This window comes from Maribacter confluentis (assembly GCF_030505015.1).
In the GTDB taxonomy this organism is placed as follows: Bacteria; Bacteroidota; Bacteroidia; order Flavobacteriales; family Flavobacteriaceae; genus Maribacter; species Maribacter sedimenticola.
In genome coordinates this window covers 2,609,651-2,634,698 of record NZ_JAUKUC010000001.1, presented here as the reverse complement: position 1 = coordinate 2,634,698, position 25,048 = coordinate 2,609,651, and the positions used below count along the sequence as shown (strand labels likewise).

Here is a 25,048-nt window from a genome sequence, read left to right as displayed (position 1 = left end):
ACTAAAACTTTGACTAAATCTGTAAATACGTCTAATTTAACACAGAAATACTTTTCAATCCTTTGTTTACTATTGGGATTATTCTCCTCAATAGTATACGCACAGCAAAATTCCCAACTACCTGAACTTCCTCAAATTCAATTATTAACAGATGAATTTATATTTGAGAAAGCACCATTTTTACAATGTCATGCCCCCACAATTGTAGCTTTAAAAAATGGCAAATTAATGGCATCATGGTTTGCGGGTACACACGAGAGACATCCTGATGTAAGTATTTATACGAGTTACCTAAAAAATAATACCTGGTCAACGCCCGTAAAAATAGCAGATGGTTTTCAAAATGACAGCCTCAGTTACCCAACATGGAACCCCGTTTTATTTGAAAATAACAAAGGTGTACTTTTCGTATATTACAAAATGCGCCCATCGCCTTCTACTTGGTGGGGAATGTATAAAACCTCAACAGATAATGGAATTCACTGGTCTAATGCACAAAGATTACCAGATTCTATTTTAGGACCAATCAAAAACAAGCCTATTCAAATAAATGATGAAATAATTATATCGCCATCTAGTATGGAAACTGACAATGGAGAAGTTTGGAAAGCCCATATAGAAATATCTAAAGATGATGGCTACACCTGGAAACGTTCAGAAATACCTTCTGATTCTGATGTTAAATTAATTCAACCTTCTGTAATACAACTACCAAATAATATTTTGAAGGTTTTATTAAGAAGCAATAAAAACGTTATTATGGAAAGTATTAGTTCTGATTTTGGTAAAAGTTGGTCTAAGGCAATTGCTAGTGAAGTCAAAAATCCTAATAGTGGTATAGACGCCATAACCCTAAATAATGGTAATTTCCTTTTAGTCTATAACCCCACTTTAAGTGGAAAAGATTGGTCTGACGGTAGACAAAAATTGAATTTAGCCTACAGTATCGACGGAGTACATTGGAAAGATGTTTTACAATTAGAAAATGAAAAAGAAGGTGAATTTAGCTACCCGGCAATCATACAAGATAAAAATGGCTTTGTTCATATTACATATACTTACAATAGAGAAAGAATAAAATATTTGAAATTGAAACTTGAAAATTAAACACACGCAATGGCCTAAAAGTATAATTAGGATGTTCACTTTATAAAACCATTATAATCATTATTGGATGCTCAGTTATGGAATGATTTGGGATAAAAAAGTGTAGTATACACTATAAAAATTAGAAAAATTGACCTACAATATGGCTAATGACGTTGCAGAATGCGATACCTTCATTTATTCTTATAGGTATTATTAAAAAAACCTCAAAAATCTAAGAAATAGATAGTTGAGGTTTTAATCTGTACTCGAGGCGGTAATAACCGTAGTTAATCCACATGCCAAACTTAACCTAGCAATACTGCGTTAACACCAATAAAATTAGGGTGTCATCCATTATTCGATAAATAATAAAATTCAGGAAAATTAAAGCGAATTAATAATAATTAAGTATTTTTCGGCAAAATATCGGCAAAAAAATTAGCGCTTGAATTTAAAATATTTCATAGTAGACGGAAAAAAGAAATATCTAAGTATTTATGTTAGGTTTTGGGATAGCAATAGAATTGACCAAAAAACACGAACTGGATTCAGTACGTTAAAATCAGATTGGTCTAGCAGCAAACAAAGATTAAAGCTCAAAGCAACAACTACAAATATTGATTTCATTAACTCTGAACTTACAAAGTTAGAAACTTATATTTTTGACAGCTATAACAAAGACTACAACGGTAAAAATCACATTTCAAAAACTTGGTTGAAAGAAAATGTAGCTACCTATTTTGGTAGAGTAAACGAAAACGAGGAGTATAAAGCCTATTTAGTACCGTGGGCTCAAAGATTTGTTGACAATGCCAGTACTAGACTCTACAGAGGGAAGCAAATCAAACCAAGATCAATTACCAATTACAAATCAGCGTTAAAAAAGCTTAAAGCATTCGAAGAGCATCAAAATTATAAATATCGTTTTGAAGATATTGATTTAAAATTTCATAAGAAGTTCATCACTTATTGTAGGGATATTGAAAATTTAAACAATAATTCTATAGGCGCATTAATTTCACGTATAAAAACATTTTGCAGAGAAATTGAATTTGAAGGCTACTCTGTTAACCCGCAGTATAAAAGTCCTAATTTCATTGCACCGAAAAATGAAACGCATGAAGTTTACCTAAATGAATCTGAAATCGATAGAATATTCAATCACGATTTTAGTAAATCACCAAGACTGGACAATGCTCGTGATTTGTTTATTATTGGTTTGAGAACCGGGCTAAGAATTTCTGACTTTCTTCGAATTAGCAAGGAAAATATAATTGGAAACGTAATCAATATAACTACAACAAAAACTAATCAAAACCTAACCATACCAATACACCCACAGTTTGAAGCTATTCTTGACAAAAGGAACGGCGAATTACCGTCAAAAATATCAGACCAAAAATTCAACCTCTACATAAAAGAGGTTTGTGAAAAAGTGAAAATTGATGAACTCACCTTCGGTTCTAAAATTAAGGAGGGTGGTAACAGAAAAGAAGAGGGGCTATTCCCTAAGCACGAACTTATAAAATCTCATGTATGCAGAAGGTCGTTAGCCACCAATCTTTATCTAGCAGGATTTACCCCATCTATCATAATGAAAGCTACTGGGCATAGGAGCATAAAGCAGTTCAATTCGTATATCAAGGCTAGCCAAGATGAGCATATCAAAATGATAAGTGACCATTGGAAAACCGAAAGTTCCAAACTTAATTAATCATATATCTAGCATGTCTAAAATTTCACCTAAAACTCAATTAAATTCTAAGCTATCTGAATTATTAAATAATTTACAATTAGAAATTAATCGAGGAAAAGAAAATTATTCCCTAGATAAGTTAAAATGGGCAATATCGAATTATGATCCGGATTATACGCAGAACTATACCCGTAAAGAATTTGAATCCAAGTATAATATTAAAATTAGAAGTAAAGAATATAGGACAGAAGCATCAAATTATATATTTCATACAGAGGTCAAACCTCTAGTCGAGGGCAATGCTAAAGAATTATTCAAGCAAATAGTTGATACAAATGACACTGGAAACATTGATAGGGTCATAGAATTAGTAGAAGATAATATTATTTTCTGCCATAACTTAAAAAAAGAAGATTTCGGTAGAGAGTATTATAATTTGAGCTATGGCGCTAACAGGTTCAATCATCGTTTTGAAGTAATTTGGTTTTATAATGAAAGAAATCGCCATAGACTCAATAAGTTAATCAACCCCACACTCGCCCCATCACTAGATAATATAGAAAACCCCATTATTCACTTTTCCGAATATCCTTTTTTGGGAATAGACATTCAACAATGGATAGATTTTGAAAAAGCATATAGATTCATTCCGCTTTTAAAAGAAATATTAAAACACCTAAAAGAGCCTAATAAAGGAAAAATAATTTCAAAAATGCCGCCATTAGAGCAAGTAATTTACATTGAGTGTTTAAGAAATTTATTTCATGATTTTGATTCCTTCAATCTTAAAAAGAAGCTTCAATTCTTAAACCTAATTACAGCTGGTCAAAATCAAAATGAATTAGAACAAATTGATGCTTTAGAAAAAATTATAAATATGAATGTTGATGATTATTCAGAATTAGAAAATAATCATTCTGAATGGGCTAGACTCTTACATTCAATTTCTGGAACTCATTTAACCAATTTAAGAAAAAAAATAAGCGAGTATAACCGGAGGTTTATAAAAAAAACCAATGACAAGAACAACCTACTACTTTCCCATAAAGAAATTGAATACAACAACAAAACTCAAGAAATTCGAAATAAAATTTTAAAAAAACAGTCTCAAATAATGACTCTAATTAAATCCATTGAGTAGTACTCTGAGCATACTCAACAATTTCAAAACAACCTCTCCAAATTAATTTCGGCCTTATAAACGTATAAATTTTAAGGTCATGACCAAACAAATCCTTTCAATAGAAAATATTGAATCAAATATCTTAATCGATAGAGTTGTCGACAAAGTTGAAAACATTTTTTTAAAACATAGTGATAGTTTACATACAAATGAAACTTTACTTACAAGAGAAGAAACTGCAGAAATGCTCTCTATTTCCCTTGTCACCTTATGGAAGTATACCAAGGACAATATAATACCAGCGTATCGTATTGGAACAAAAGTTAGGTACAAAAAAAGTGAGGTTTTATTGGCTCTGAAAAAGATGAATCAATTTTAAGCAAATCCTCATGAAACCACTAACCCTTGAGTACAACTACTCACCGCCAGAAAATAGGCACTCCTACCCTATTAAACTTTGCGTTGGCTTAAACTACCTAATAAAAAATATAGAGTTCAAAAGATTACTGTTAAAATCTATTAATGCTAAAACCCAATCATCATGCAATTAGACCAAGTTATAAATAACAATCTTCCTCTTGCAAATCTATATACCTATACTTTAGAAAAACTTTTGAATAAATACAATGTCAATATCGATAATGCTATACCGCACAGAGAGCTTCATCATATAATTAGCCAACCTTTTCAAGTTGGGGTAGAGCAATTGACAGCTAGTATGAATGACAGGTTGAGAGCTGACTTATTAGATTCAGTTGGATACCCAAATAATAAGCACCCTCAAATGCTTAGTAAGTTAGAAAGAGATAAAATCCTCTTGAAATTAGAAAAGTCACTCAGACTAAGCGGTAATCACGAAATCTTCATGGGCAACCCATGGAGCATTAGTGAAGTTGAACACGGATTAAAATTATCCATCAAAGAAATATTAGAATGCAGCAGAATAAACTAAAAAAGGAAAAGGAAACCGCTCTTAAACAACTACATAGAGTTATTGACAAGTTGCCAAAAGAACATACGGAATTTATAGAGCAGGCATTTATTTATAAAAGAATACCAAAAGAATACTTGTTAAGCTCCATGCTATTTGCCTTTAGCAACGCTGCAGGGCTTGCGTTTAACTTAAAGTCGGGTGGCTACACAAATTATGGCAATTTATATTTAGCCTTAATAGGCAGTCGAGGAGATAGCAAATCACCGGCGATGAGCTTAGCCACAGAGGCTTTAAACTCAAGTGACCATAAAGCTTATGAGGCATTTGAAAACCAAAAGAAAGAAAATCAATCACCGCTAACTACAGAAGAAGACAATGTTGACAGGAAACAGTTATTAGTACAAAATTCCACTATAGAAGCGGCAATGTTTGCGCATTTTAAAAACCCATATTCATTAGGGGTATTTGTAGATGAACTTGTTTCTTTAATTGATAAAATATCCAATAAAAGCAACAGCGAAGGTTCACAATGGAACACCTTTTTACTACAAGGTTTTACCAATCAACATATTGATATTTCGAGAAAAACGACTGACAGTTATAGAATGAAAGAATCGTTTCCAACGATACTGGGCTCAATACAAACGCAGTTGCTTCCTAAGCTTTTTGCTCATGGAAATTTGGAAAGTGGTTTTATTGATAGAATACTATTTACGCTAAGACTTACTACAAATAATAAGCTATCTAAGTCAAAATTGTCAAGTGAAACCCTAGCTAACTATCGGAACAGCCTTGAGAACCTACTACACTACCGTAAAGCGATTGAGGATGATAAAACATCCCTATCGTTGATATTAAACGATGGTGCTGAAGAAATGCTGCATGAATATGTACAAAATTTAATAATAAAGCAACAAAACTTACCATATGTTCTAAAAGAATACAACTCTAAAATGCAAATCAATATTTATAAATTAGTAGTGGTATTACACCTTATGGTACACTCTTCTGAAAGTGGCTTCCAAAATCCTATAACCATTGAAACAATAGATTTAGCAATTTGTGCCAATGAATTTTATTTTTCGAATTTCAAAATGATTACCTCTTCAAGCGTAAACGCTATTGATGAAAAAACGTTTAGAAATGAGCTATTTAAACAAGCTATTAATAACGGTGCATCACAAAAAGATATTATTGCTATTACGGGTCTCTCAAAAGGACAAGTTTCCAAAATTTGGAATAAATATTTAACGGACATGGAAAAGAAACTGGAAACTGGAAACCAACTCTAAAAATCACCGCATTCCTTTTATTTACTATACTTAATGCTAAATCCTATATAAGTTTCTAGTTTCCGGTTTCCTTAATTGAATTATCCTTTGCAAATACCAACATTTCCTTAATATTAGAAATTGATATCCAAGGTTACTCATTTTCACAAAAAAAAGAAGAAAAAAATTCAACTAAAGATTTGCCAAAGATTCATATCTAATTTTTTACTAGCTTCCATCATTCCTTGAGCTTTAAAACTTTATTGGTTTATAACTTAATGCTTTGTCAACTACTTCTTCAACAGTAGGGTTGTATTTAGAAATATCATTTTTTTTTGAGTTATATTTTTCTGGATAATAAAATAAATTTGCACCATTTGGATGGGGTACATTACTATTAAATAAATCAATCATTTCATCAAGTTCGTCCTCTGTACCTTCACAATTGATTATTTTATTTCCTAATTCAATTAGTTCCTTTCTACTTAATTTTTTTTGATTATTAGCCATAACCGTAGGAATACATAAAGTCAATAAAATTTTTGGGTATCTTAATTTTTTCAAAAACAAAATAATAATATTTCTTTTAGCATTTGTCTTATAGAGGTTAAATGGCTGCATTTTTGCATTTTAAAAAGATTATAAAAGTCCAAGTCTAGAAGTTAACAGTCTTTTTCAAAAAAATAGAATTACTCTAATCTATGCGGCTTTAATATAACTCAATTATATATTATTAATAATTGGATAATTCATTGGTCGTTTCGGGTAGGTTAAATATTTTTCAGGGTAACACTATGGCCGTTTAGGTTAGGCAATCGGGTAAGTCAAATTTGTTTAGGGTAACACTATTGCCGTTTCGGGTAGGTAATCGGGTAAGTCGAATATTGCTCAGGGTAACACTATGGCTCTTAGGGTAAGCAATCGGGTAAATCGAATATTATTCAGGGTAACACGGCTAATATTGTTTAGGGTAACACCATGGCTCTTTAGGGTAGGCAATCGGGTAAGTCAAATTTGTTCAGGGCAACACTATGGCCGTTTAGGGTAGGCAATCGGGTTAGTCAAATTTGTTCAGGGTAACACTATGGCCGTTTCGGGTAGGTAATCGGGTAAGTCGAATATTGCTCAGGGTAATACGATGGCCGATTAGGGTAGCCGATCGGGTAGGTTAAATTTTGTTCAGGGTAACACCATGGCCCTTTATGGTAGGCAATCGGGTAAGTCGAAAATTGTTCAGGGTAACACTATGGCCGTTTCGGGTAGGCAATCGGGTAAGTCAAATTTCTTCAGGGTAACACCATGGCCGTTTAGGGTAAGCAATCGGCCAGGTCCAATATTGTTCAGGGTAACACCATGGCCGCTTAGGGTAAGCAATCGGGCAAGTCGAATTTGTTCAGGGTAACACTATGGCCGTTTCGGGTAGGCAATCGGGTAATTCGAATTTGTTGAGGGTAATTGCTATCAGTTCTTTAATTTTATTGAGGATTCACAGTTTAAAATAAACATATACAAATGGCAGGATAGTTGTGAATTGCATTCAGTTCTTTAATTTTATTGAGGATTCACAGTACATTAGGGAGTACCAACTACATGGAGCCGTTGTGAATTGCTTTCAGTTCTTTAATTTTATTGAGGATTCACAGTAGGGGCATTTGTTGAACCAACCAAATCAAAGTTGTGAATTGCTTTCAGTTCTTTAATTTTATTGAGGATTCACAGTGTTGCAATATCGAATCTATTGGTATTACTGGTTGTGAATTGCTTTCAGTTCTTTAATTTTATTGAGGATTCACAGTTGCATCTACCCAAACATCTGATCCACCACTGTTGTGAATTGCTTTCAGTTCTTTAATTTTATTGAGGATTCACAGTCCAAGCTAAAAAAACACAGCCACTTTCCTGGTTGTGAATTGCTTTCAGTTCTTTAATTTTATTGAGGATTCACAGTGGCGTTTGTGAGGGTAACACTTAACGCATCGTTGTGAATTGCTTTCAGTTCTTTAATTTTATTGAGGATTCACAGTCAGGTGTTGTTCCATTTTGGTAATAAGCTAGTTGTGAATTGCTTTCAGTTCTTTAATTTTATTGAGGATTCACAGTCAACTACAAAAAAACGCTGCCCTTTAACAGGTTGTGAATTGCTTGCAGTTCTTTAATTTTATTGAGGATTCACAGTTGGTTTGTGAACACACGCTCCTGGTACTCAGTTGTGAATTGCTTTCAGTTCTTTAATTTTATTGAGGATTCACAGTCTTCCCTGTCACGGAAGAGATTGCGGGTTCGTTGTGAATTGCTTTCAGTTCTTTAATTTTATTGAGGATTCACAGTTTTTATTTGGAATAAGTGCGGCACCCAACAGTTGTGAATTGCTTTCAGTTCTTTAATTTTATTGAGGATTCACAGTTCCAGATTACCAAGACCGCGAACCGGTATAGTTGTGAATTGCTTTCAGTTCTTTAATTTTATTGAGGATTCACAGTCTATCACCATTTAAAGGCACTAGACCTACAGTTGTGAATTGCTTTCAGTTCTTTAATTTTATTGAGGATTCACAGTCCACGGGTTTAACATAGTTGGAAAGTTGTAGTTGTGAATTGCTTTCAGTTCTTTAATTTTATTGAGGATTCACAGTTATCGCTTTTAATCTCGCTTACCTTTTCTAGTTGTGAATTGCTTTCAGTTCTTTAATTTTATTGAGGATTCACAGTAGGTAGATGCTACCATATCCAACCTTACCAGTTGTGAATTGCTTTCAGTTCTTTAATTTTATTGAGGATTCACAGTTAAGAATTATAATCACATACTCCATAGTAGTTGTGAATTGCTTTCAGTTCTTTAATTTTATTGAGGATTCACAGTATTTTTGTATGTTGTCCAAAAACCTACCCAGTTGTGAATTGCTTTCAGTTCTTTAATTTTATTGAGGATTCACAGTATGATACGGATGATGTAGCCTTATATGCGGGTTGTGAATTGCTTTCAGTTCTTTAATTTTATTGAGGATTCACAGTCTATCCATTGCGTATAACAAAGAACTACCAGTTGTGAATTGCTTTCAGTTCTTTAATTTTATTGAGGATTCACAGTAAACCAAACCTAACTAACCAACCTTTTGTAGTTGTGAATTGCTTTCAGTTCTTTAATTTTATTGAGGATTCACAGTCCGCCACCTGCAAGCGCAACCAATTCAAAGGTTGTGAATTGCTTTCAGTTCTTTAATTTTATTGAGGATTCACAGTTCATTTTCTATTGTTTAACGTAATCTCCATGTTGTGAATTGCTTTCAGTTCTTTAATTTTATTGAGGATTCACAGTCATAAAGATGTTTGTCTACCGTATCCAAAGGTTGTGAATTGCTTTCAGTTCTTTAATTTTATTGAGGATTCACAGTTGCATATCGCCTACAAAGTGACTGTACACCGTTGTGAATTGCTTTCAGTTCTTTAATTTTATTGAGGATTCACAGTTTATCGGACATATATAAAAACGAGTCATACGTTGTGAATTGCTTTCAGTTCTTTAATTTTATTGAGGATTCACAGTATACCAGCTGTAAAAAGTTGGTATACTGTTATTTAACCCCTTTTTTAGGATTATAAAATAAGCACCTTAAATGTATACCGAATACTGGTTGATAATCCTTTTTTTTAATTCAGAATAGTTCCAGTTGTTGGCTTGGGGTGTCGGGCGGTTGTTCCTTTCTGCCATGAAACAGCTCGATCATACCAAATTGCTTATCGGTTATTTGCATGATACCCACCTTGCCTTTTTTGGGCAATGCATTTTTTGTACGTTTTATATGCACATAGGCATTTTCTCGGCTAGGACAAAACCGCATATAGATACTAAACTGAAACATGGTAAACCCGTCGTTCAATAAATCTTTTCTGAACCTAGCGGCATGTTTGCGTTCCATTATGGTTTCCGTTGGCAGATCAAAAAATACTAGTACCCACATACACCTGTATTGGTTAAGCCGTTCAAATCTATTTTGGTTCATCATACTCTACCTTTTGCTGTAAACCACCGCTGTAACAACTACAACTGAGGGAACAACAATTTTCTACTACTGCCCTCAAAACACTCGTACAAACTATTGGTGGTACGGCTCATGGCGTTCATTAAAGGGCTTTGCTTACGGTCTATAATGACATCAATGGCAGGTATGCCCAATAATTCCTTTTTTAAATGCGTAGTAAGTTCCTCAATGGGACAACCGGTCTCTACAATATCATAGACCAAAAGATCCACATAAGGGCGATAAGGCTCCATAATATCATCTGCCAAACAAAAGGCATTGTACTTGTTTCTATGAAAAATGCCCACAGCGGGTAATAGCCCACTACTACACAATGCCCTAGCGGTAACCGCCCTAAGTATGGCGTAGCCATAGTTGAGCAAGTTATTGGGCGCAATACCCTTTTGGTTGCGGCTAAAATTTTCTATATCAAAAAGGTGCTGAAAATAGTATGCCGCGGCATAGGCCTCATGGTTTTCCCCATCACCACTTTTAACGTCTTTTGCCCACCGTCTTAATTTTAGGGCATTTTTGCCCCGTTGCAGCAAATGATTGCCCTGGTTCTCTATTTTTGCCATGACCGTTTGCTGCCATAACTGCTTTTTTAAGGGCACACTGGCATTCAGTTGATGGCGCATGCGCTCCGTTTGTTCCGTATGCCCCACCAAGGGTTGTAAAAATCCATTGGGCAAATGCTGTTGGTCACAGGTAATGACCGCCGTTTTGTTCTGCACCAGTTTCATTAACAAGCCATTGGTAACGGTAATCTGCTGGTTTTCTAGCACCACATAGCCCAAATCTTCAATAGGGATAGTTACCTCACCCTTATTCTCTTCAGGAAAATTGATTGCCAATTGTTCGTTTTTAGTGCTCAAATAGGCGGGATTTCCGAAAAACAAGGTTCGTTTAATCATAACTTAAAACTTCCATATTATGGTTCCATCCAGTTTCATTTCAAAGTCTTTACCTTCAATAGCAAAATTCCAGTTGCCCGATGTTAATCTCATTAGAGGTTGATTTTCATATGTGCCATACAATGCAGCCTCTTTATAGCCTTTTGGTAAAGATTTCACTATATCAGTATTTGAACCAGAAATCAAGTGATTTTTGAATTTTATCTTATTTGAATCGGCTTCAAACTGGTACATTTTATACATTCTCTGTGATAATTCCTCTCTGGTCAACTCAGTAAGTTCTTCTAAACTTTCTTTATAAAAAATTGCTTTTTGTCCAGCTTTTAAAACTGCATATAAGGGTAGCTGTACCCTTTTCTTAACAACCGAATTAAAATGTGGAATTTCAAAAAACTCCCTTTCATTTTGAATGTCAAGTTTTGCTAAGTCAAAAATTCCTATTATGCTTATAGCCCGTTCTTCTTTCCCCTTTACATTTCCTTTGTAAAACAAGCAGTAAACATTTTCACCGTTTTGTGCGTAGGTTGTTTGTTTGTATTCTTTATCTGAAACAAAAGTATGTTGATGAGGCTGAACCGCCGTTGCGTGTTTTAATCTATCAAAACATCTAATATGCCTTATTCTATTTACTTTTCCTCCTTTTTTGTTAAGCATATATATGCCTTTTTCTAAAGCATCCTTTAAACTGCCAACATCCTCTACCTGTTTTTTTATTATCTGAAAAAGTGCTTGGTCTACAATAACTTTTTCTATGTCATCTAGCTTTTTAAACCCTGGGCTAGCCGCATCTTTGGCATACAAAAGTGGTTTTCTTATTACAAGTCTTACCTCGTCTTCAAGTTGCATTTTTTTATTCTCATCGAAAATGATTTTACCCGAATCATCGCGCTTGGGTTGCTTTATAGCTCCATAAAGAGATTCGCCGTGTAACTGACCTCGTATGGCATCGCCTTTTGCCCATTTTACATTTCCATTATCATCATAATCTATTTTACCGCGTTTTCTAACCTTTTTAAAAGTTGGTGTGAGCGCTCTGTAGTCTTTTAAATTGTTGATAAGGGTTTCTTTTTCAATATTTATTATAAAGCTTGGTGAAAAATCTTCCCAATTTTGCGGTTGTTCGTGATAGGTTTTCCCTGTACGGTTATCTTTTTCTAATTGATATTTTTTAATGATTTCATCGCGATATGCTGGTTTTGGTATTAAGGTAAGGATAGCACCGTCTATTGCGTGATGACTGTGCTTAGAACGGTCTTTTCTATTGCTTACTACTTTTACACGATATACTTCTTTGAAGATATTTACAACATTTCCTTTTTGAACTTCAACTTTATTGAACACCGTTTTGAGGTAAGGAACGGCATACTTAGTCATAATTTGCGTATCTCGTAATTGACTATTGCGCCACTTGGCCTTATACTCTTCGACTGTAAAGGTTTGTAATTTTTGTTTTAAATAGTCTAGGTCAAACTTTAATTGATGACGTTTTTGAATAAATGCGTCCTTTATTTCTTTGGTACTGGCGTAGCTTGTTTTTTTAACGTATTCATCTATTTGCTTTTCTAATTCTGTAATCTTACTCCACTTAACTACGGTAACTTCTTCCTTTTTGCCACGTTTTTTTACGGTTTTCTTTTCAAGTGTTCGTTTGCCAAAAATGGCTTCAATATTTTTAATAATGGGTTGTATTGTTCTACCGCTAAATACACCATCTGTAGTGTAATTATCTAACTGTGTAGGGTATTTTTTGCCTTTTACATTAGCGTTATAATCTTTGTTTGCTAGGGTTAGGTTTTTTAGCTCATTATCAAAACTTATACTTGCAGGAATGGTGTGCTCAATATCAAAATGTTCTCCATTGAGCAGGTCACTTTTATTAATAGTATCGCCAGTATACAAGCACTTTTTACCCTGTTCTTGCCATAGACGTATTTTTCTTATTAAGTTTTTATCTTCGGGGTTGTAAGTAGTGCCAGATTCTTTATTTATTTCTTCAATGGTTTTTTTATAGGTATTATTCTCGCGTTCTCGTTGGTTTTGCCACCTTTCTAGTGCAATTCGATAATTTGCGTTGTTTAGTTCCCTTGCTATTTCAACCACTATTCTTGTATGCGCATCTATTTGATTGGTTTGTAATAAATAATTTAATAAATGCTTTAACTTATGAAGCGTTTTTAAAGCCATTGGGTTTTTGAAACCTTTGCTTATGGGTTCTGGGCTTTCTAACAATTTGAGTGAAATTCCTTCAAGCTCTGCACTTGGGTTCTTTTTCAAAAAGGTTTCCACTTCATTTTCATTGATATAAACCGTTTTGTTTTTTAGTTCTACCTTCTCGTAAATTGATGCATTGGGATATTTTTCTTGTTCAGATGGATGCCATAAAAATTTTATTTTTTCATTAGGTACTTGATAGTGCTCTTGTATGTAATTAAAAATATGCTGATGAATACGGGGCTGCTCAATAAATGCGCCTTTTTTAGCCTGAAAAGGTTTCTGCAAGAAAGACTTATATTCTTTTGTTATATAATCTAAATAGCTTGCTTGTTCCTCTGTGTTTGTTTCTTCCCAAGTCTTTTCGCCGAGTTCATCAATCAATTTTTGTTTTATTAAACTATGGTCCGAGGCATCTAAATCTTCATTTTCGCCTAAATGATAATCTCCCTCCGATACTAGTTCGTATTTGAATATTCCATTTAAAACATTATTGAGTTTTCTTTTAGTTGATATTTCTTGGTATATGTTATCAATCTCATTAGCAAAATGGTTTATAAATCCAGTAGAAACTTCGTGTGTTCCTAATACTTTTTGAATATTTGCCATATAAACAGCTTTTGAATATATAAACCCTTTTTTAAGGTAAGGAAGTATCTTTTTTATGGCAGAAAGACTTAATGTGGCATAACCTTGCTGTAGTTTAATTTTAGAAAATTTAATAGCTTTTTCTTCATTGAGCTTTAATTTTTCTAATGCAAAATCCTTTAGCTTTTCTTCACTATCAAAGGTGTTTAGTATATGCCAAACATCTTCAAAATTGTAGTTGGTTACTGTTTTCTTTTTGGGTTGTTTCTCCCTTACAAAGGCATCCTCCCAACCCAGCTCGTTTTTCCAGTTATCACCAAAAAGGTCTTCAAAATTTTTAAGCAATTTGGCGGAAAGCACTTTTGTTTTGTCTCGATTAGAATAACCAGAATTAATAATTGCCCCGTCTTTATTCAGTTGTTTTAAGATGGTACTTAAGCTAAAATCGCTACCCGAGTTGTAAAATATAGGGTAGATTATTTCATTTAAATATGTACTCTGTTCCCAACCTTCAGGTGCTTGTATTTTTAAATTATTGATAAAAACCCAAGTGCGATATTCTTCATACAACGGGTGACTTACAGGTGCTCTTCGTTTGTTTTTCTCATACGTACAGAGACCTACCAAACCTTTTTGTGTGCGTAGTGGTCGCTGCCAAATAATGGCTTTATGTAATTTTGAGTAAAAGTCGTTGTTGAGATTTTGAGTTTTACAAATTAATTTAAGCTCGTTTTCATAATCTTTGCGCAGGTTATAACGTTGCCGAATTCTAATTTTTTCTGAATGGGTGGATTTTTCTTTTTGATAATGAAATAAAGCTGCTCCTAAACTTTTGTATTGCTCAATATAATCTGCAATAGCATCCCTCCCTTTGGTTGTACCATCTTTTGAGCCTTTGAGCATAGTTTTAGCTTCTTCTTCGTCTCTACCTTTAAAGCCACGTCTTTGCACAAGTTGATAAAATACACGCCCTAGAATTTCTGGATTATTATTAAAGACCTTGCTATCCTTTTCTTCTTCACTAACCGCTTTTGCTCGAAACAAATAATAACTTTCATGCTTGTCACCGCCAAACAAATGAAAATCGGGTTTTCCATCGCCATTAAAATCAAAACGCAACCAATTGATAAATGCTTCGGTTTGCGGATATTTTCGTCCTTCTTTTTTTGTGTATTTTCTCCAGCTATTTAATTCATTAATAGTTAAGGGACACATTTGTTGTTCTATTAAAAACTCTAGCAACTCCCATTTTCTATATTTTTCAGCTTGGTAGTTTCTACGCTTACCCCTACTTTCAGTTCGCTTTTTTACTTTAGGAAATTCAATTCCCTTTTCTTCTCCAACACCCTTATCAAAAATTAAAACTCCTTTATTAATTATTTGATTGTCATTAGCTGTAATATCTCTTATCGCCCATCCAATAGAGTTAGTACCAAGGTCAATTCCTAAAGTTAAGTTGCTCATTTATATTTTTTATTTATCTTTATAATCTGAAAGCTATTCACAATAAGGCTATAAGCCGAAGAAAAATCTTAAATCCTGCGTACTCCGTGGGATTTTTCTTTTATGTTATGAAAATAAACTATTAATATTAAGAAGTATTACAGATTCCCGTAAAGAAAGAACCTTATGGTACGCTAAAACAACCTCGACTTCCAATTCGGGGCATTTTTTTTAGCATTAATCTAGATACAATTTCAAAATCAAGGTGATACAAGAAAAAAATCAATATTTTTTCGGCAAAATATCGGCATTTAACACAAATAAAAATCCCTAACAATTTGATTTACAAATCATTAGGGATTTATTCCGTACTCGAGGTGGGAATCGAACCCACACTCCGAAGAACTGGATTTTGAATCCAGCGCGTCTACCAGTTCCGCCACTCGAGCATAAACACCGTAATAAACGATATTTTTAAATAGGACTGCGAAATTAAAAAATTTTTTTCTTTCTACCACTAAAAATTTCAAACATTTATACAGCTGCAACCAATTTTAATTTTTAAATTTGCACCTCCTTAAAAAACAGGGTCTTCCGTAGGATTGAATCTGCTGCTGAGGTAAATAAGAAGAAAAGATATGCCATATCAAGTTCCGGAACCAAAAATATTTGCTTGTACGCAAAGTACGGCACTAGGTGAAAAGATAGCCAAAGCTTATGGCACCACATTGGGCAAAGTCTCTTTTTCACGCTACAGCGATGGTGAATTTCAGCCTTCTTTTGAGGAATCTATACGAGGTACGCGTATTTTCATTATAGGCTCCACACACCCGGGTCCGGAAAATTTAATGGAGATGTTGCTAATGATAGATGCCGCCAAACGGGCTTCTGCACGTCATATTACAGCAGTTATGCCTTATTTTGGTTGGGCAAGACAGGATAGAAAGGACAAACCCAGAGTACCTATTGCCGCTAAATTGGTGGCTAAAATGTTAGAGACCGCAGGGGCTACAAGAATTATTACCATGGACCTCCATGCAGATCAGATACAGGGCTTTTTTGAAAAACCTGTTGACCATCTTTTTGCGTCTACCCTTTTCTTACCTTATTTAAGAAATCTAGGATTGGACAATTTAACTTTGGCCTCTCCGGATATGGGAGGTTCAAAAAGGGCCTATGCCTATTCCAAAGCATTGGATAGTGACGTTGTTGTCTGTTATAAGCAACGGGCCAAAGCCAATGTAATTTCACATATGGAACTTATTGGGGATGTTCAGGGTAAAAATGTGGTACTTGTAGATGATATGGTTGATACCGCCGGTACGTTGACCAAGGCCGCAGACCTAATGATGGAACGTGGTGCAGTAAGTGTTAGGGCCATTACCACACATGGTTTGTTATCCGGCAACGCCTATGAAAAAATTGAAAAATCGCAATTAACGGAATTGATCATAACAGATTCCATACCAATAGAAATAAAAAGTAATAAAGTTAGGGTATTATCCTGTGCCGAACTATTTGCGGATGTTATGGACAAGGTGCACAACAATAATTCTATATCCTCAAAATTTTTAATGTAGCAACCAACCATTATGGCAATGGTGCTAACATGAAATTAGAGGTCAAACTATTAATATTAATTTTTAATACATATAATGAAGTCAATTACAATTAAAGGATCAGAAAGAGAAAGCGTGGGCAAAAAGGCAACGAAGGCCCTACGTAATGCTGGAAAGGTTCCTTGCGTGGTATACGGAGGGGATAAACCATTACATTTTTCAGCGGATGAACTAGCGTTCAGAGACTTGGTTTACACTCCAAATGCACACACAGTTGCAATTGAATTGGATGGTGGAGCTTCTCTAAAAGCTGTAATGCAGGATATACAGTTTCATCCTGTAACCGATAAGATCATACACATTGATTTTTATCAATTATTTGATGATAAAGTGGTTACTATGGATATTCCTGTACGTTTAGTAGGTAACTCTCCAGGTGTACGTAACGGTGGACGTTTATTGTTCAGAAAACGTAAACTTGCCATTAAGGCCCTACCGGACAAATTACCGGATTTCTTTGATATCGATATTTCAAAATTAAAAATCGGTCAAAATATATCTGTATCATCATTATTGAATGATGATTTCACGATCTTACATCCAGATAACCAAGTTGTTGTACAAGTTAAAACTGCACGTACCGCAATTGTTACGGATGATGAAGATGAAGAAGGAGAAGAAGGAGCTGAAGGCGCCGAAGCGGCAACTGAAGAAGCTACCCAAGAATAACTTCTTATTTCAAAAATTACAAAAAGGCATCTCGATATCCGTATTGAGATGCTTTTGTATTTTTGACCCTAAAATAAAGTTTAAATGTTCCATTTTTTAAAAGGACTTTTTAACAAGCGCTCAAGTGTATATAAAGAAGAGGACCCAATGAAAAAATTTTTGATTGTAGGTCTTGGCAATATTGGAGATGAATATGCCGAAACCCGACATAATATCGGTTTTAAGATATTAGATGAACTGGCAAAGGCCCAGGAATTTACTTTTGAAACCGCCAAACTTGGAGATATAGGTACGTTCAAGATCAAAGGAAGAACGGTTATATGTCTAAAACCCTCTACCTATATGAACCGTAGTGGAAAGGCATTAAAATATTGGATGGACAAGGAAAATATTCCCCAGAGCAACCTATTGGTCATAACCGATGACATTAACTTGCCTTTTGGAACCATACGTATAAAGACCAAGGGCAGTGATGGCGGCCATAACGGATTAAAAGATATTCAACAACATTTACAGACCCATGGCTACAACCGGTTCAGGTTTGGGGTCGGTGCCAATTTTGGCAAGGGTAGACAGGTAGATTATGTTTTGGGACAATGGAACGAAGAAGAACGTGATCTAATTTCGGAACGCCTCTCCAGATCTGCAGAGGTAGTCAGTGCATTTGTCCTTAGCGGTATTGCCCGTACCATGAACCAATACAACAATACTTGATTACAGCACCTTAAAATTATATATACCGGAATTGGACTTGTTTCCTTCAGCATCAATAACGACCACACTCCAATAGTAGACCGTGTCCGAAGCTACAGAAACTTTTATACTGTTTACGGAAGGTTGTAAGGAACGAATTAAATCCGTTGGCGGAGTTTCCACGGAAAAATACACCTCATAGTTTACGATATCGTTATCCAGATCGGATGCCGACCATGAGAGGACCACTTCATTGTTAAGGTCCTTAAATACATTTTCAGATGAAGCCGGACTAACTATCGTAGCTGGAAAAGGAGCAAATGTAGTATTGGAACCTGCATTATAAAAATGCCAGATTTCACTAGATACGGTCTGTTCTACTTGACTATTCTTTGAACGGACCAACCATGAATACTGTTTACCTTTTTCCAGGGGCAGCGTGGCGGATGTATTTGCGGATATTATGGTCTGTACCGTACCGGTCTCTGTATTGGTGACCCTTAGCTCATAGGTTTCCGTATTATCTGCAGCGCTCCAATTAAATTCCACCTGACTTTTTTCCTCTCCTAAACTTACCCCGGTCGTACATTCGGAATTTTGCTCCGGAAATAATAACAACACCGCTTCAGGTGGTTGTGGACTTCGTTTTTTCTTGCATCCGGTAAAGGAGAGCATCAAACATAGAATTATGAATATGGCGCGCTTCATTGCTTAATTATTTTTAAGGTTCCTTTGGCGGTAGCCCCTACATATTTTATATAATAGATTCCTATGGAAAACGCACTACAGTCAAATTCTATCCTGTTTAATTGTGGAACAAAGGTATCACTTGATATCAACCTACCATCCGCACTAAAAACCTGTAGAAAAACTTGTTCCTGTTCGGCCCCAAAATAAATATTAATGCTATCGATCACAGGGTTTGGAAAGACAATTGCCTGCTCACTGAAAACCAATTCTTCCTCATAAGTACCTTGACAGGCCAAATTGGTAGTCACCTTAAAAGTATTGAGACCTTTTTTTAAACTTAATGTTACGGTAGGTTCATTGGTCATTAAAATTTCATTGTTATGCGTAATGGTATATAAGGATGAACCCAGCAAGGAAAAAGTGATCTGACTGCCATCCAAAGCCAGTTTAGATGTTACATTGAGCGGCGCAGGCTCCGTAATTTGAACCTCTACGCAATATTCCTCATAAGTAATAATCCCATCCGTACCTACAACACATACCGAGTACGTGCCGGATGCCAAATTGGCCAAGTTAAAGGTGTTGGAAAAATTTTGAACAAGTTCTACACCATTTCCGGAAACAGTTGCTTGATAATCCAAGGATAACTTGGGAATAATGGTAATTGAGCCATCATTATTGTCACTGCACGTTTCGCTATCTATCCTAACCGTAAAGTTTTCACTAGGAAAACGATATACTGGACAACCCGATGCATTTACCTCTTGGCCCAATGGTGTATCCAAACATAAATCGTCTCCATCGTCAAAGACGCCGTCCTGATCATTATCCGGCCTAAAATCACCTTCCACACAGACTTCAAGTAAAAAGATATTCAATTTACCACCATCAGAAGGAGCGTTATCGCGAACCTCCAAGATCCATTCCCCTAAAAGGGACTCGCCATTAAAGGAGCTTAAACTCCCCAATGGGCTTACGGTACCGCTAATACCTGGCTCCGGACTACAGACAAAACTGGGCGCATCATCATCAAAAGTGGCTATAATATTCCGCGCCTCACCACATGAACTGGAAACCAACGTAACCTCGGTACCTTCAGGTGAGGTAAGGGTAATTACCAAATCTGCCAAAAAAGTATGTTCAATATCAAGAATGACATTGATATCCGCAATAGGCAAATCTTCATAAAAAATTATTTTAGAGCTTATTACGGGAGTTCCGCTACTGGAAATAGCAATGGGCAAGCCCGCAGTGGCTTCTTTAGTGGTACAGTTAAATTGTATGGTCGTAAAACTGAACGGCGCACTAAAAACTCCTTCCCCGCAATCATTTTTGGGTCTAACACGCCAAAAATATTGACTGTTATTGTCCAATAATACCGGTTTATAGGAATTAGAGGCTACGGTTGCCGTTTCAACAATAGCGGTAAAATTGGTATTGGTTGAAATTTCGATATCGTACAAGGTGCTGCCTACTTGATTCTCCCACTGCAATTCCGTATCTATGGACGCATTTTCCAAACCGTCTACGGGTGCAACTAAATTTACCAATTCAAAAGTATCGTCATAAACCCTTAACAACAAGGTAATATTTTTTGTGACCGTTGCCGAACTTGCAACAATTTCTATAGGATAAATACCTTCGGCCAGCGTTGAAATACCCTCAAAATCCAATAATACAGAAGTATCAGTATCAGTTGCTGTAGCGGGTGTAAAAGTTGCGTTTAGGCCATCTGGCAGGGAGGGCGTACTAAACGTGCTTTCCTCGTTAAATCCCAAATAGGTTTCATAGGTAAAAGGTACGTTGAGATCCTGTGGCTTACAGACATCAAATTCAACCTCGTTAAAATCCAACACAATTTCGGAAGGGGTTATGGAAAAATCGGTACCATTAACAGCAAAAAAAACATTTCCGTCCGCTTTGACCATAATTCTACCGCTATCCGTATCTATACTAGGTACTATGATCCTTTGACTACCATCGTTCAGTACATTTTCGGCCAATATGGTCGGGTAGGTAAGTCCGCCATTGGTGGACAAATAGATAGAAACGGTCTCTGCCGCTACAGGTGCAATATTGGTATCGGCGACATCCCACGTAATGACCTGTATAGATCCTGCCACCAAAGATTCTTCTGTATTTAGCGAAGTGACCGCAAAAGGGCCGGCATCATTAATTACCGTTATACTCATTTCATCAGAAACACTCTGCCCACCATTTAAAGCATTGTCACGCACGGTCAAGGAAAAATTTAAGGACCTACCAATATTGGATACCGTCTCCCAGGCATCTCCCCTACTGGGCAAGACCTGTGTAAGCTGGCCGCTCAGTACTCGGTTAAGGTTTGGAAAATACCGTCTCGGCAAAATACTAGGCGGCAATGACCTAAAATTGGCCCCTGCTGGATTATTAGGTCCAAAAGTAGCTTGGGTAACAACCCCATTGTCTATTTGCTCCCAAGTATAACTCAACACATCCAAAGTATCCGGGTCAGTTGCCTCCCCATTCAAAACAAAGGCCGTACCCTTTGGTATGTTGTAATCCTGTAAGGGAGATAAAGAAGGGGGCACATTGGCAATAGACTGGGTTTGCCCACAGGAAACCGTTCGCAAATAATCCCTAATTTGCGTTATACTGACATAATGAAAATAATCATTGCTATTACTGGCTACATTGTTATTTCCCGTAATACCCGCATAGCCCATAATAGTTGTACCACTTGCCGGTTCTACCTGTACATTTGTACCTTCCGAAATATGAGAGAACGAATGGTTTGCCCCAAATTGATGGCCCATTTCATGAGCGACCAAATCAATATCGAAGGCATCACCGGTCGGTGATGACAGTGTAGAGTACGCACTACCCTTTCTCCCGTTCTTACATACAGCTCCAATAAAACCGGAATTACCGTCCAAAGTGTTTTCCTGTTGATTGAACAAATGTCCAATGTCATAATTTAAATCTCCTATAACATTGGTCAACGTACTTTGTACCTGGGAACTTAAACTACCGGTATAAGGATCATTTTCAGGGTCGGTATAGATTACATCATCCGTATTGTCTATCAATTGTAAGGATATGGCCAGATCACGCTCAAAAACACCATTGACCCTGGTAAGGGTAGCATTGATTGCGGCCAATGCATCTGCTTTGGTACCCCCATGAAATTGAGTGTATTCCCCAGACGCGGAAATAGCGACCCTAAATGTAGTCAATGTTTGGTCATCTACCAATTTAGCCGTCAAATTCTGGGCATAATCCATAACCGTAGGCATTGTTTTACAAATAAACTGTAGATCACTTTTGCTCTGCTCCGTCCTTCGGTACAAAATATACGTATCGTCCTTGGTCTGCTGCATAAACAGGGATTCCTCTTCGCCTACTTTATTGAACATGCTCTGAACACCTTTTGGTGACACGCTAAAACGTACCTGCAAGCCGGCACGGTCTATAGCAGTACCCTTATAAGATTTAATGGATGGATATTTTTGGGCCAAGGTCTTTGAGAACAAGGGTATCTCTTCTACACGAAAGGGAATTTGATTGCCCTGTTCATCTGGAAAATAGATGACATTGGACTTTTTATTGGACATTAAGGCTTGGGTGAACAGTGTTTTGTTCAAGACAAATGCCTTACCTTTTTCCACCTGCAGTCGTTGCTTGGAAATCTGTTTGTTGGCCGTAGATAATTCGGTTTTTTCCCAGTATGTACTTTGAGCTACCCCGGAAAAGGAAAGAAATACTATGGTAATTGAAAAAACTAGGCGTAATTTTGCAACCATCAGGGGGCTTTTATCTCAGAATCAAATATAAGTCTTTTTATTTTCTATCATAGGTGATTACAGTTCGCAACATTTCCACATATCATGAAAAACATCCCACGGTCATTACCATTGGTACATTTGACGGGGTACATATTGGTCATCGTAAAATACTGGATAAAATCATAAACCATGCCAAGACTACGGAATTAAAATCGTCCGTACTCACTTTTTTCCCACATCCAAGAATGGTTTTACAAAAAGATGCGGATATCAAACTTTTGAACACCATAGATGAAAAAATAATGATCTTGGAGCGTTTGGGTCTTGATGTGTTGATCATTCATCCGTTTACCAAGGATTTCTCTAGACTTACCGCTACGGAATTTGTACGGGATATATTGGTAAATATCTTGAACACAAAGAGAGTCATTATTGGTTATGACCACAGATTTGGCAGAAACAGAACGGCCAACATTACCGATTTGATAGCATTTGGCAATGCTCTGGATTTTACGGTAGATGAAATACCTGCGCAAGAAATAGATGATGTTTCCGTGAGCTCTACCAAAATACGTAAAGCGTTGGAAGAAGGCGATATTACCACGGCCAACAATTACTTAGGATATGAGTATATGCTGACCGGCACGATCTCCAAGGGAAAAGGTATTGGAAGACAATTGGGTTTTCCCACAGCAAATCTTACGATTGCGGAAAATTATAAACTTATACCAAAAAACGGAGCATATACCGTTAAGAGCACCTTAATGGGAAAAACGGTCTATGGCATGATGAACATTGGATACAACCCTACCGTAAATGGCACATCAAAGTCCATAGAAATTAATTTTTTCGATTTCAATGCCGATCTCTACGATAAAATAATTCAAGTGGATATTTTGGCCCGTTTAAGGGACGAACATAAGTTTGAATCTGTAAATGCCCTTAAGTTACAATTGGCAAAGGACAAAGAACGTTCCATACAACTTATTAGGAAATAATATGCTGAACAGGGTATTGTTTCAACGTATGGATAATAGCCCCTTGATCATCTTCCGTATTTTTTTTGGAATCCTTATTTCATTGGAAAGTTTTGGGGCCATTGCTACTGGATGGGTAAAAAGAAATTTAATAGACCCCACCCATTTTTTTCCCTTTATAGATTTTGAATGGTTACACCCCATACCGGGAAATGGCATGTACTATTATTTTACCATTATGGGCTTTTTGGGCATTTGTATTGCTCTAGGGCTAAAATACAGGATAAGCATGATTGCTTTTACCTTTATGTGGTCTGCCACTTATCTAATGCAAAAAACAGCTTACAACAACCATTATTATTTGCTTATCCTTATTTCTTTACTCATGTGTTTTTTTCCAGCGCATAGAAGTAAATCCGTGGATGTAAAATTGAATCCAACTCTTGAAGCCAATTCAATGTTCGCTTATGTTAAATGGTTTATTGCTTTACAGTTGCTTATTGTATACACCTATGCTTCCGTTGCAAAAATGTATGGCGACTGGCTAGATTTTAGTATGATCAAGGTATTGATGCAGCCAAGGAAAGATTATCTATTAGTTGGTGAATTGCTACAACAATTGTGGGTGCACAAAATTATAGGCATAGCAGGAATTGTATTTGACCTTCTGATCATCCCCGCCTTACTTTATAAAAAAACTAGAAAAATAGCCTTTATATTATCCATCTTTTTTCACTTATTTAATTCTATTGTTTTCCAGATAGGTATTTTTCCTTACTTGGCCTTGGCGTTCAGTGTATTCTTTTTTGACCCAGAAACCATAAGGTCTATATTTTTTAAATCCAAAACACCCTACGTACCAACCGTTTTATCCTCTCCAAATTACAGAAACGGCCTATTAATAGTCGCGGGCCTATATTTTCTGTTCCAAGTACTGTTACCGGTAAGACATTATATTATTGAGGATGATGTATTGTGGACGGAAGAAGGACATCGTATGAGCTGGAGGATGATGCTGAGGAGCCGCACTGGAAAAGGCAATTTTATGGCCATAGACGAGCACACCAATGAGGTATACCACATTGACCCAAAAAATTACCTGACCAAGGCACAACAGCGCAAGGTTTATTCATATCCGGATTTTGCTTGGCAATTTGCCCAGTATATCAAAAACGATTTCAAGAAGGATAATAAAGACGTTGCCGTATTTTTAAAAAATTCGGAAATACGTATAAACGGTAAGCCCTATAAACCATTTATAGACCCCAAGACCAATTTGGCCAAGGAGCGCTGGAAACCCTTTAAGCATCACACTTGGATTCTTCCATCCAACCCATAATTAAACCAGA

18 protein-coding genes, 1 tRNA gene and 1 CRISPR repeat array are annotated in these 25,048 nt (G+C 36.0%); of the genes, 11 read left to right on the top strand and 8 right to left on the bottom strand.

Features of this window, described 5'->3' with window-relative positions:
• Nucleotides 1-9 precede the first annotated feature (9 nt).
• From Q2T41_RS11510 to Q2T41_RS11485, 6 genes are all read left to right on the top strand, one after another.
• Nucleotides 10-1,107 (top strand): sialidase family protein, encoded by a 1,098-nt coding sequence (locus tag Q2T41_RS11510; RefSeq protein WP_367186861.1) that lies wholly within the window; start codon nt 10-12, stop codon nt 1,105-1,107.
• A 427-nt stretch (nt 1,108-1,534) separates the two neighbouring features.
• On the top strand, nt 1,535-2,803 hold the full coding sequence (locus Q2T41_RS11505) for a site-specific integrase (RefSeq protein WP_304436207.1): 1,269 nt from the start codon (nt 1,535-1,537) through the stop codon (nt 2,801-2,803).
• Between the two features lie 13 nt (nt 2,804-2,816).
• Nucleotides 2,817-3,926, top strand: a complete 1,110-nt coding sequence (locus tag Q2T41_RS11500; protein ID WP_304436206.1) for a hypothetical protein — start codon at nt 2,817-2,819, stop codon at nt 3,924-3,926.
• Between the two features lie 79 nt (nt 3,927-4,005).
• Complete coding sequence (locus Q2T41_RS11495) at nt 4,006-4,287, top strand: helix-turn-helix domain-containing protein (RefSeq protein WP_304436205.1); 282 nt, start codon at nt 4,006-4,008, stop codon at nt 4,285-4,287.
• 162 nt (nt 4,288-4,449) lie between these two features.
• On the top strand, nt 4,450-4,860 hold the full coding sequence (locus tag Q2T41_RS11490) for a hypothetical protein (RefSeq protein WP_304436204.1): 411 nt from the start codon (nt 4,450-4,452) through the stop codon (nt 4,858-4,860).
• Nucleotides 4,842-6,134: a DUF3987 domain-containing protein gene (locus Q2T41_RS11485; RefSeq protein WP_304436203.1), complete on the top strand. Its 1,293-nt coding sequence runs from the start codon at nt 4,842-4,844 to the stop codon at nt 6,132-6,134. The genes Q2T41_RS11490 and Q2T41_RS11485 overlap by 19 nt, the downstream gene beginning before the upstream one ends.
• Before the next feature lie 231 nt (nt 6,135-6,365).
• Here Q2T41_RS11485 and Q2T41_RS11480 read toward each other — a convergent pair whose 3' ends face one another.
• The 6 genes from Q2T41_RS11480 to Q2T41_RS11455 form a co-directional block, all read right to left on the bottom strand.
• Nucleotides 6,366-6,734 (bottom strand): bacteriocin immunity protein, encoded by a 369-nt coding sequence (locus Q2T41_RS11480; RefSeq protein WP_304436202.1) that lies wholly within the window; start codon nt 6,732-6,734, stop codon nt 6,366-6,368.
• Between the two features lie 612 nt (nt 6,735-7,346).
• Nucleotides 7,347-7,487, bottom strand: a complete 141-nt coding sequence (locus Q2T41_RS11475; RefSeq protein ID WP_304436201.1) for a hypothetical protein — start codon at nt 7,485-7,487, stop codon at nt 7,347-7,349.
• 73 nt (nt 7,488-7,560) lie between these two features.
• A CRISPR array of direct repeats spans nt 7,561-9,656; the repeat unit is 46 nt; unit sequence GTTGTGAATTGCTTTCAGTTCTTTAATTTTATTGAGGATTCACAGT.
• Between the two features lie 109 nt (nt 9,657-9,765).
• A complete protein-coding gene (gene cas2 / locus Q2T41_RS11470; RefSeq protein WP_304437436.1) occupies nt 9,766-10,113 on the bottom strand; it encodes a CRISPR-associated endonuclease Cas2 in 348 nt (115 codons plus the stop codon).
• Nucleotides 10,114-10,151: 38 nt separating this feature from the next.
• Nucleotides 10,152-11,045 (bottom strand): type II CRISPR-associated endonuclease Cas1, encoded by an 894-nt coding sequence (cas1, locus tag Q2T41_RS11465; RefSeq protein ID WP_304436200.1) that lies wholly within the window; start codon nt 11,043-11,045, stop codon nt 10,152-10,154.
• A gap of 3 nt (nt 11,046-11,048) precedes the next feature.
• Entirely contained in the window at nt 11,049-15,308 is a 4,260-nt protein-coding gene (cas9, locus tag Q2T41_RS11460; protein WP_304436199.1) for a type II CRISPR RNA-guided endonuclease Cas9, read from the bottom strand.
• Between the two features lie 348 nt (nt 15,309-15,656).
• Nucleotides 15,657-15,736: transfer RNA gene (locus Q2T41_RS11455), tRNA-Leu, on the bottom strand.
• A gap of 189 nt (nt 15,737-15,925) precedes the next feature.
• Here Q2T41_RS11455 and Q2T41_RS11450 point away from each other — a divergent pair.
• From Q2T41_RS11450 to pth, 3 genes are all read left to right on the top strand, one after another.
• The gene (locus tag Q2T41_RS11450; RefSeq protein WP_089258971.1) at nt 15,926-16,867 is read left to right on the top strand and encodes a ribose-phosphate pyrophosphokinase; all 942 of its coding nucleotides are present in this window, start codon (nt 15,926-15,928) and stop codon (nt 16,865-16,867) included.
• A gap of 75 nt (nt 16,868-16,942) precedes the next feature.
• Complete coding sequence (locus tag Q2T41_RS11445) at nt 16,943-17,575, top strand: 50S ribosomal protein L25/general stress protein Ctc (RefSeq protein WP_089258969.1); 633 nt, start codon at nt 16,943-16,945, stop codon at nt 17,573-17,575.
• 84 nt (nt 17,576-17,659) lie between these two features.
• Nucleotides 17,660-18,289 (top strand): aminoacyl-tRNA hydrolase, encoded by a 630-nt coding sequence (pth, locus tag Q2T41_RS11440; RefSeq protein ID WP_304436198.1) that lies wholly within the window; start codon nt 17,660-17,662, stop codon nt 18,287-18,289.
• Here the strand turns inward: pth and Q2T41_RS11435 are convergent, their stop codons facing one another.
• Both Q2T41_RS11435 and Q2T41_RS11430 read right to left on the bottom strand, forming a co-directional pair.
• A complete protein-coding gene (locus tag Q2T41_RS11435) occupies nt 18,290-18,976 on the bottom strand; it encodes a fibronectin type III domain-containing protein (RefSeq protein ID WP_304436197.1) in 687 nt (228 codons plus the stop codon). It abuts the gene before it with no gap.
• Nucleotides 18,973-22,740, bottom strand: coding sequence for a reprolysin-like metallopeptidase (locus Q2T41_RS11430; RefSeq protein WP_304436196.1), 3,768 nt, complete (start codon nt 22,738-22,740; stop codon nt 18,973-18,975). The genes Q2T41_RS11435 and Q2T41_RS11430 overlap by 4 nt, the downstream gene beginning before the upstream one ends.
• 53 nt (nt 22,741-22,793) lie before the next feature.
• Here Q2T41_RS11430 and Q2T41_RS11425 point away from each other — a divergent pair, with 53 nt between their 5' ends.
• Nucleotides 22,794-23,720 (top strand): bifunctional riboflavin kinase/FAD synthetase, encoded by a 927-nt coding sequence (locus tag Q2T41_RS11425; RefSeq protein WP_304436195.1) that lies wholly within the window; start codon nt 22,794-22,796, stop codon nt 23,718-23,720.
• Nucleotides 23,659-25,038, top strand: a complete 1,380-nt coding sequence (locus Q2T41_RS11420) for an HTTM domain-containing protein (RefSeq protein WP_367186860.1) — start codon at nt 23,659-23,661, stop codon at nt 25,036-25,038. Before Q2T41_RS11425 ends, Q2T41_RS11420 begins: the two co-directional genes overlap by 62 nt.
• Nucleotides 25,039-25,048 lie beyond the last annotated feature (10 nt).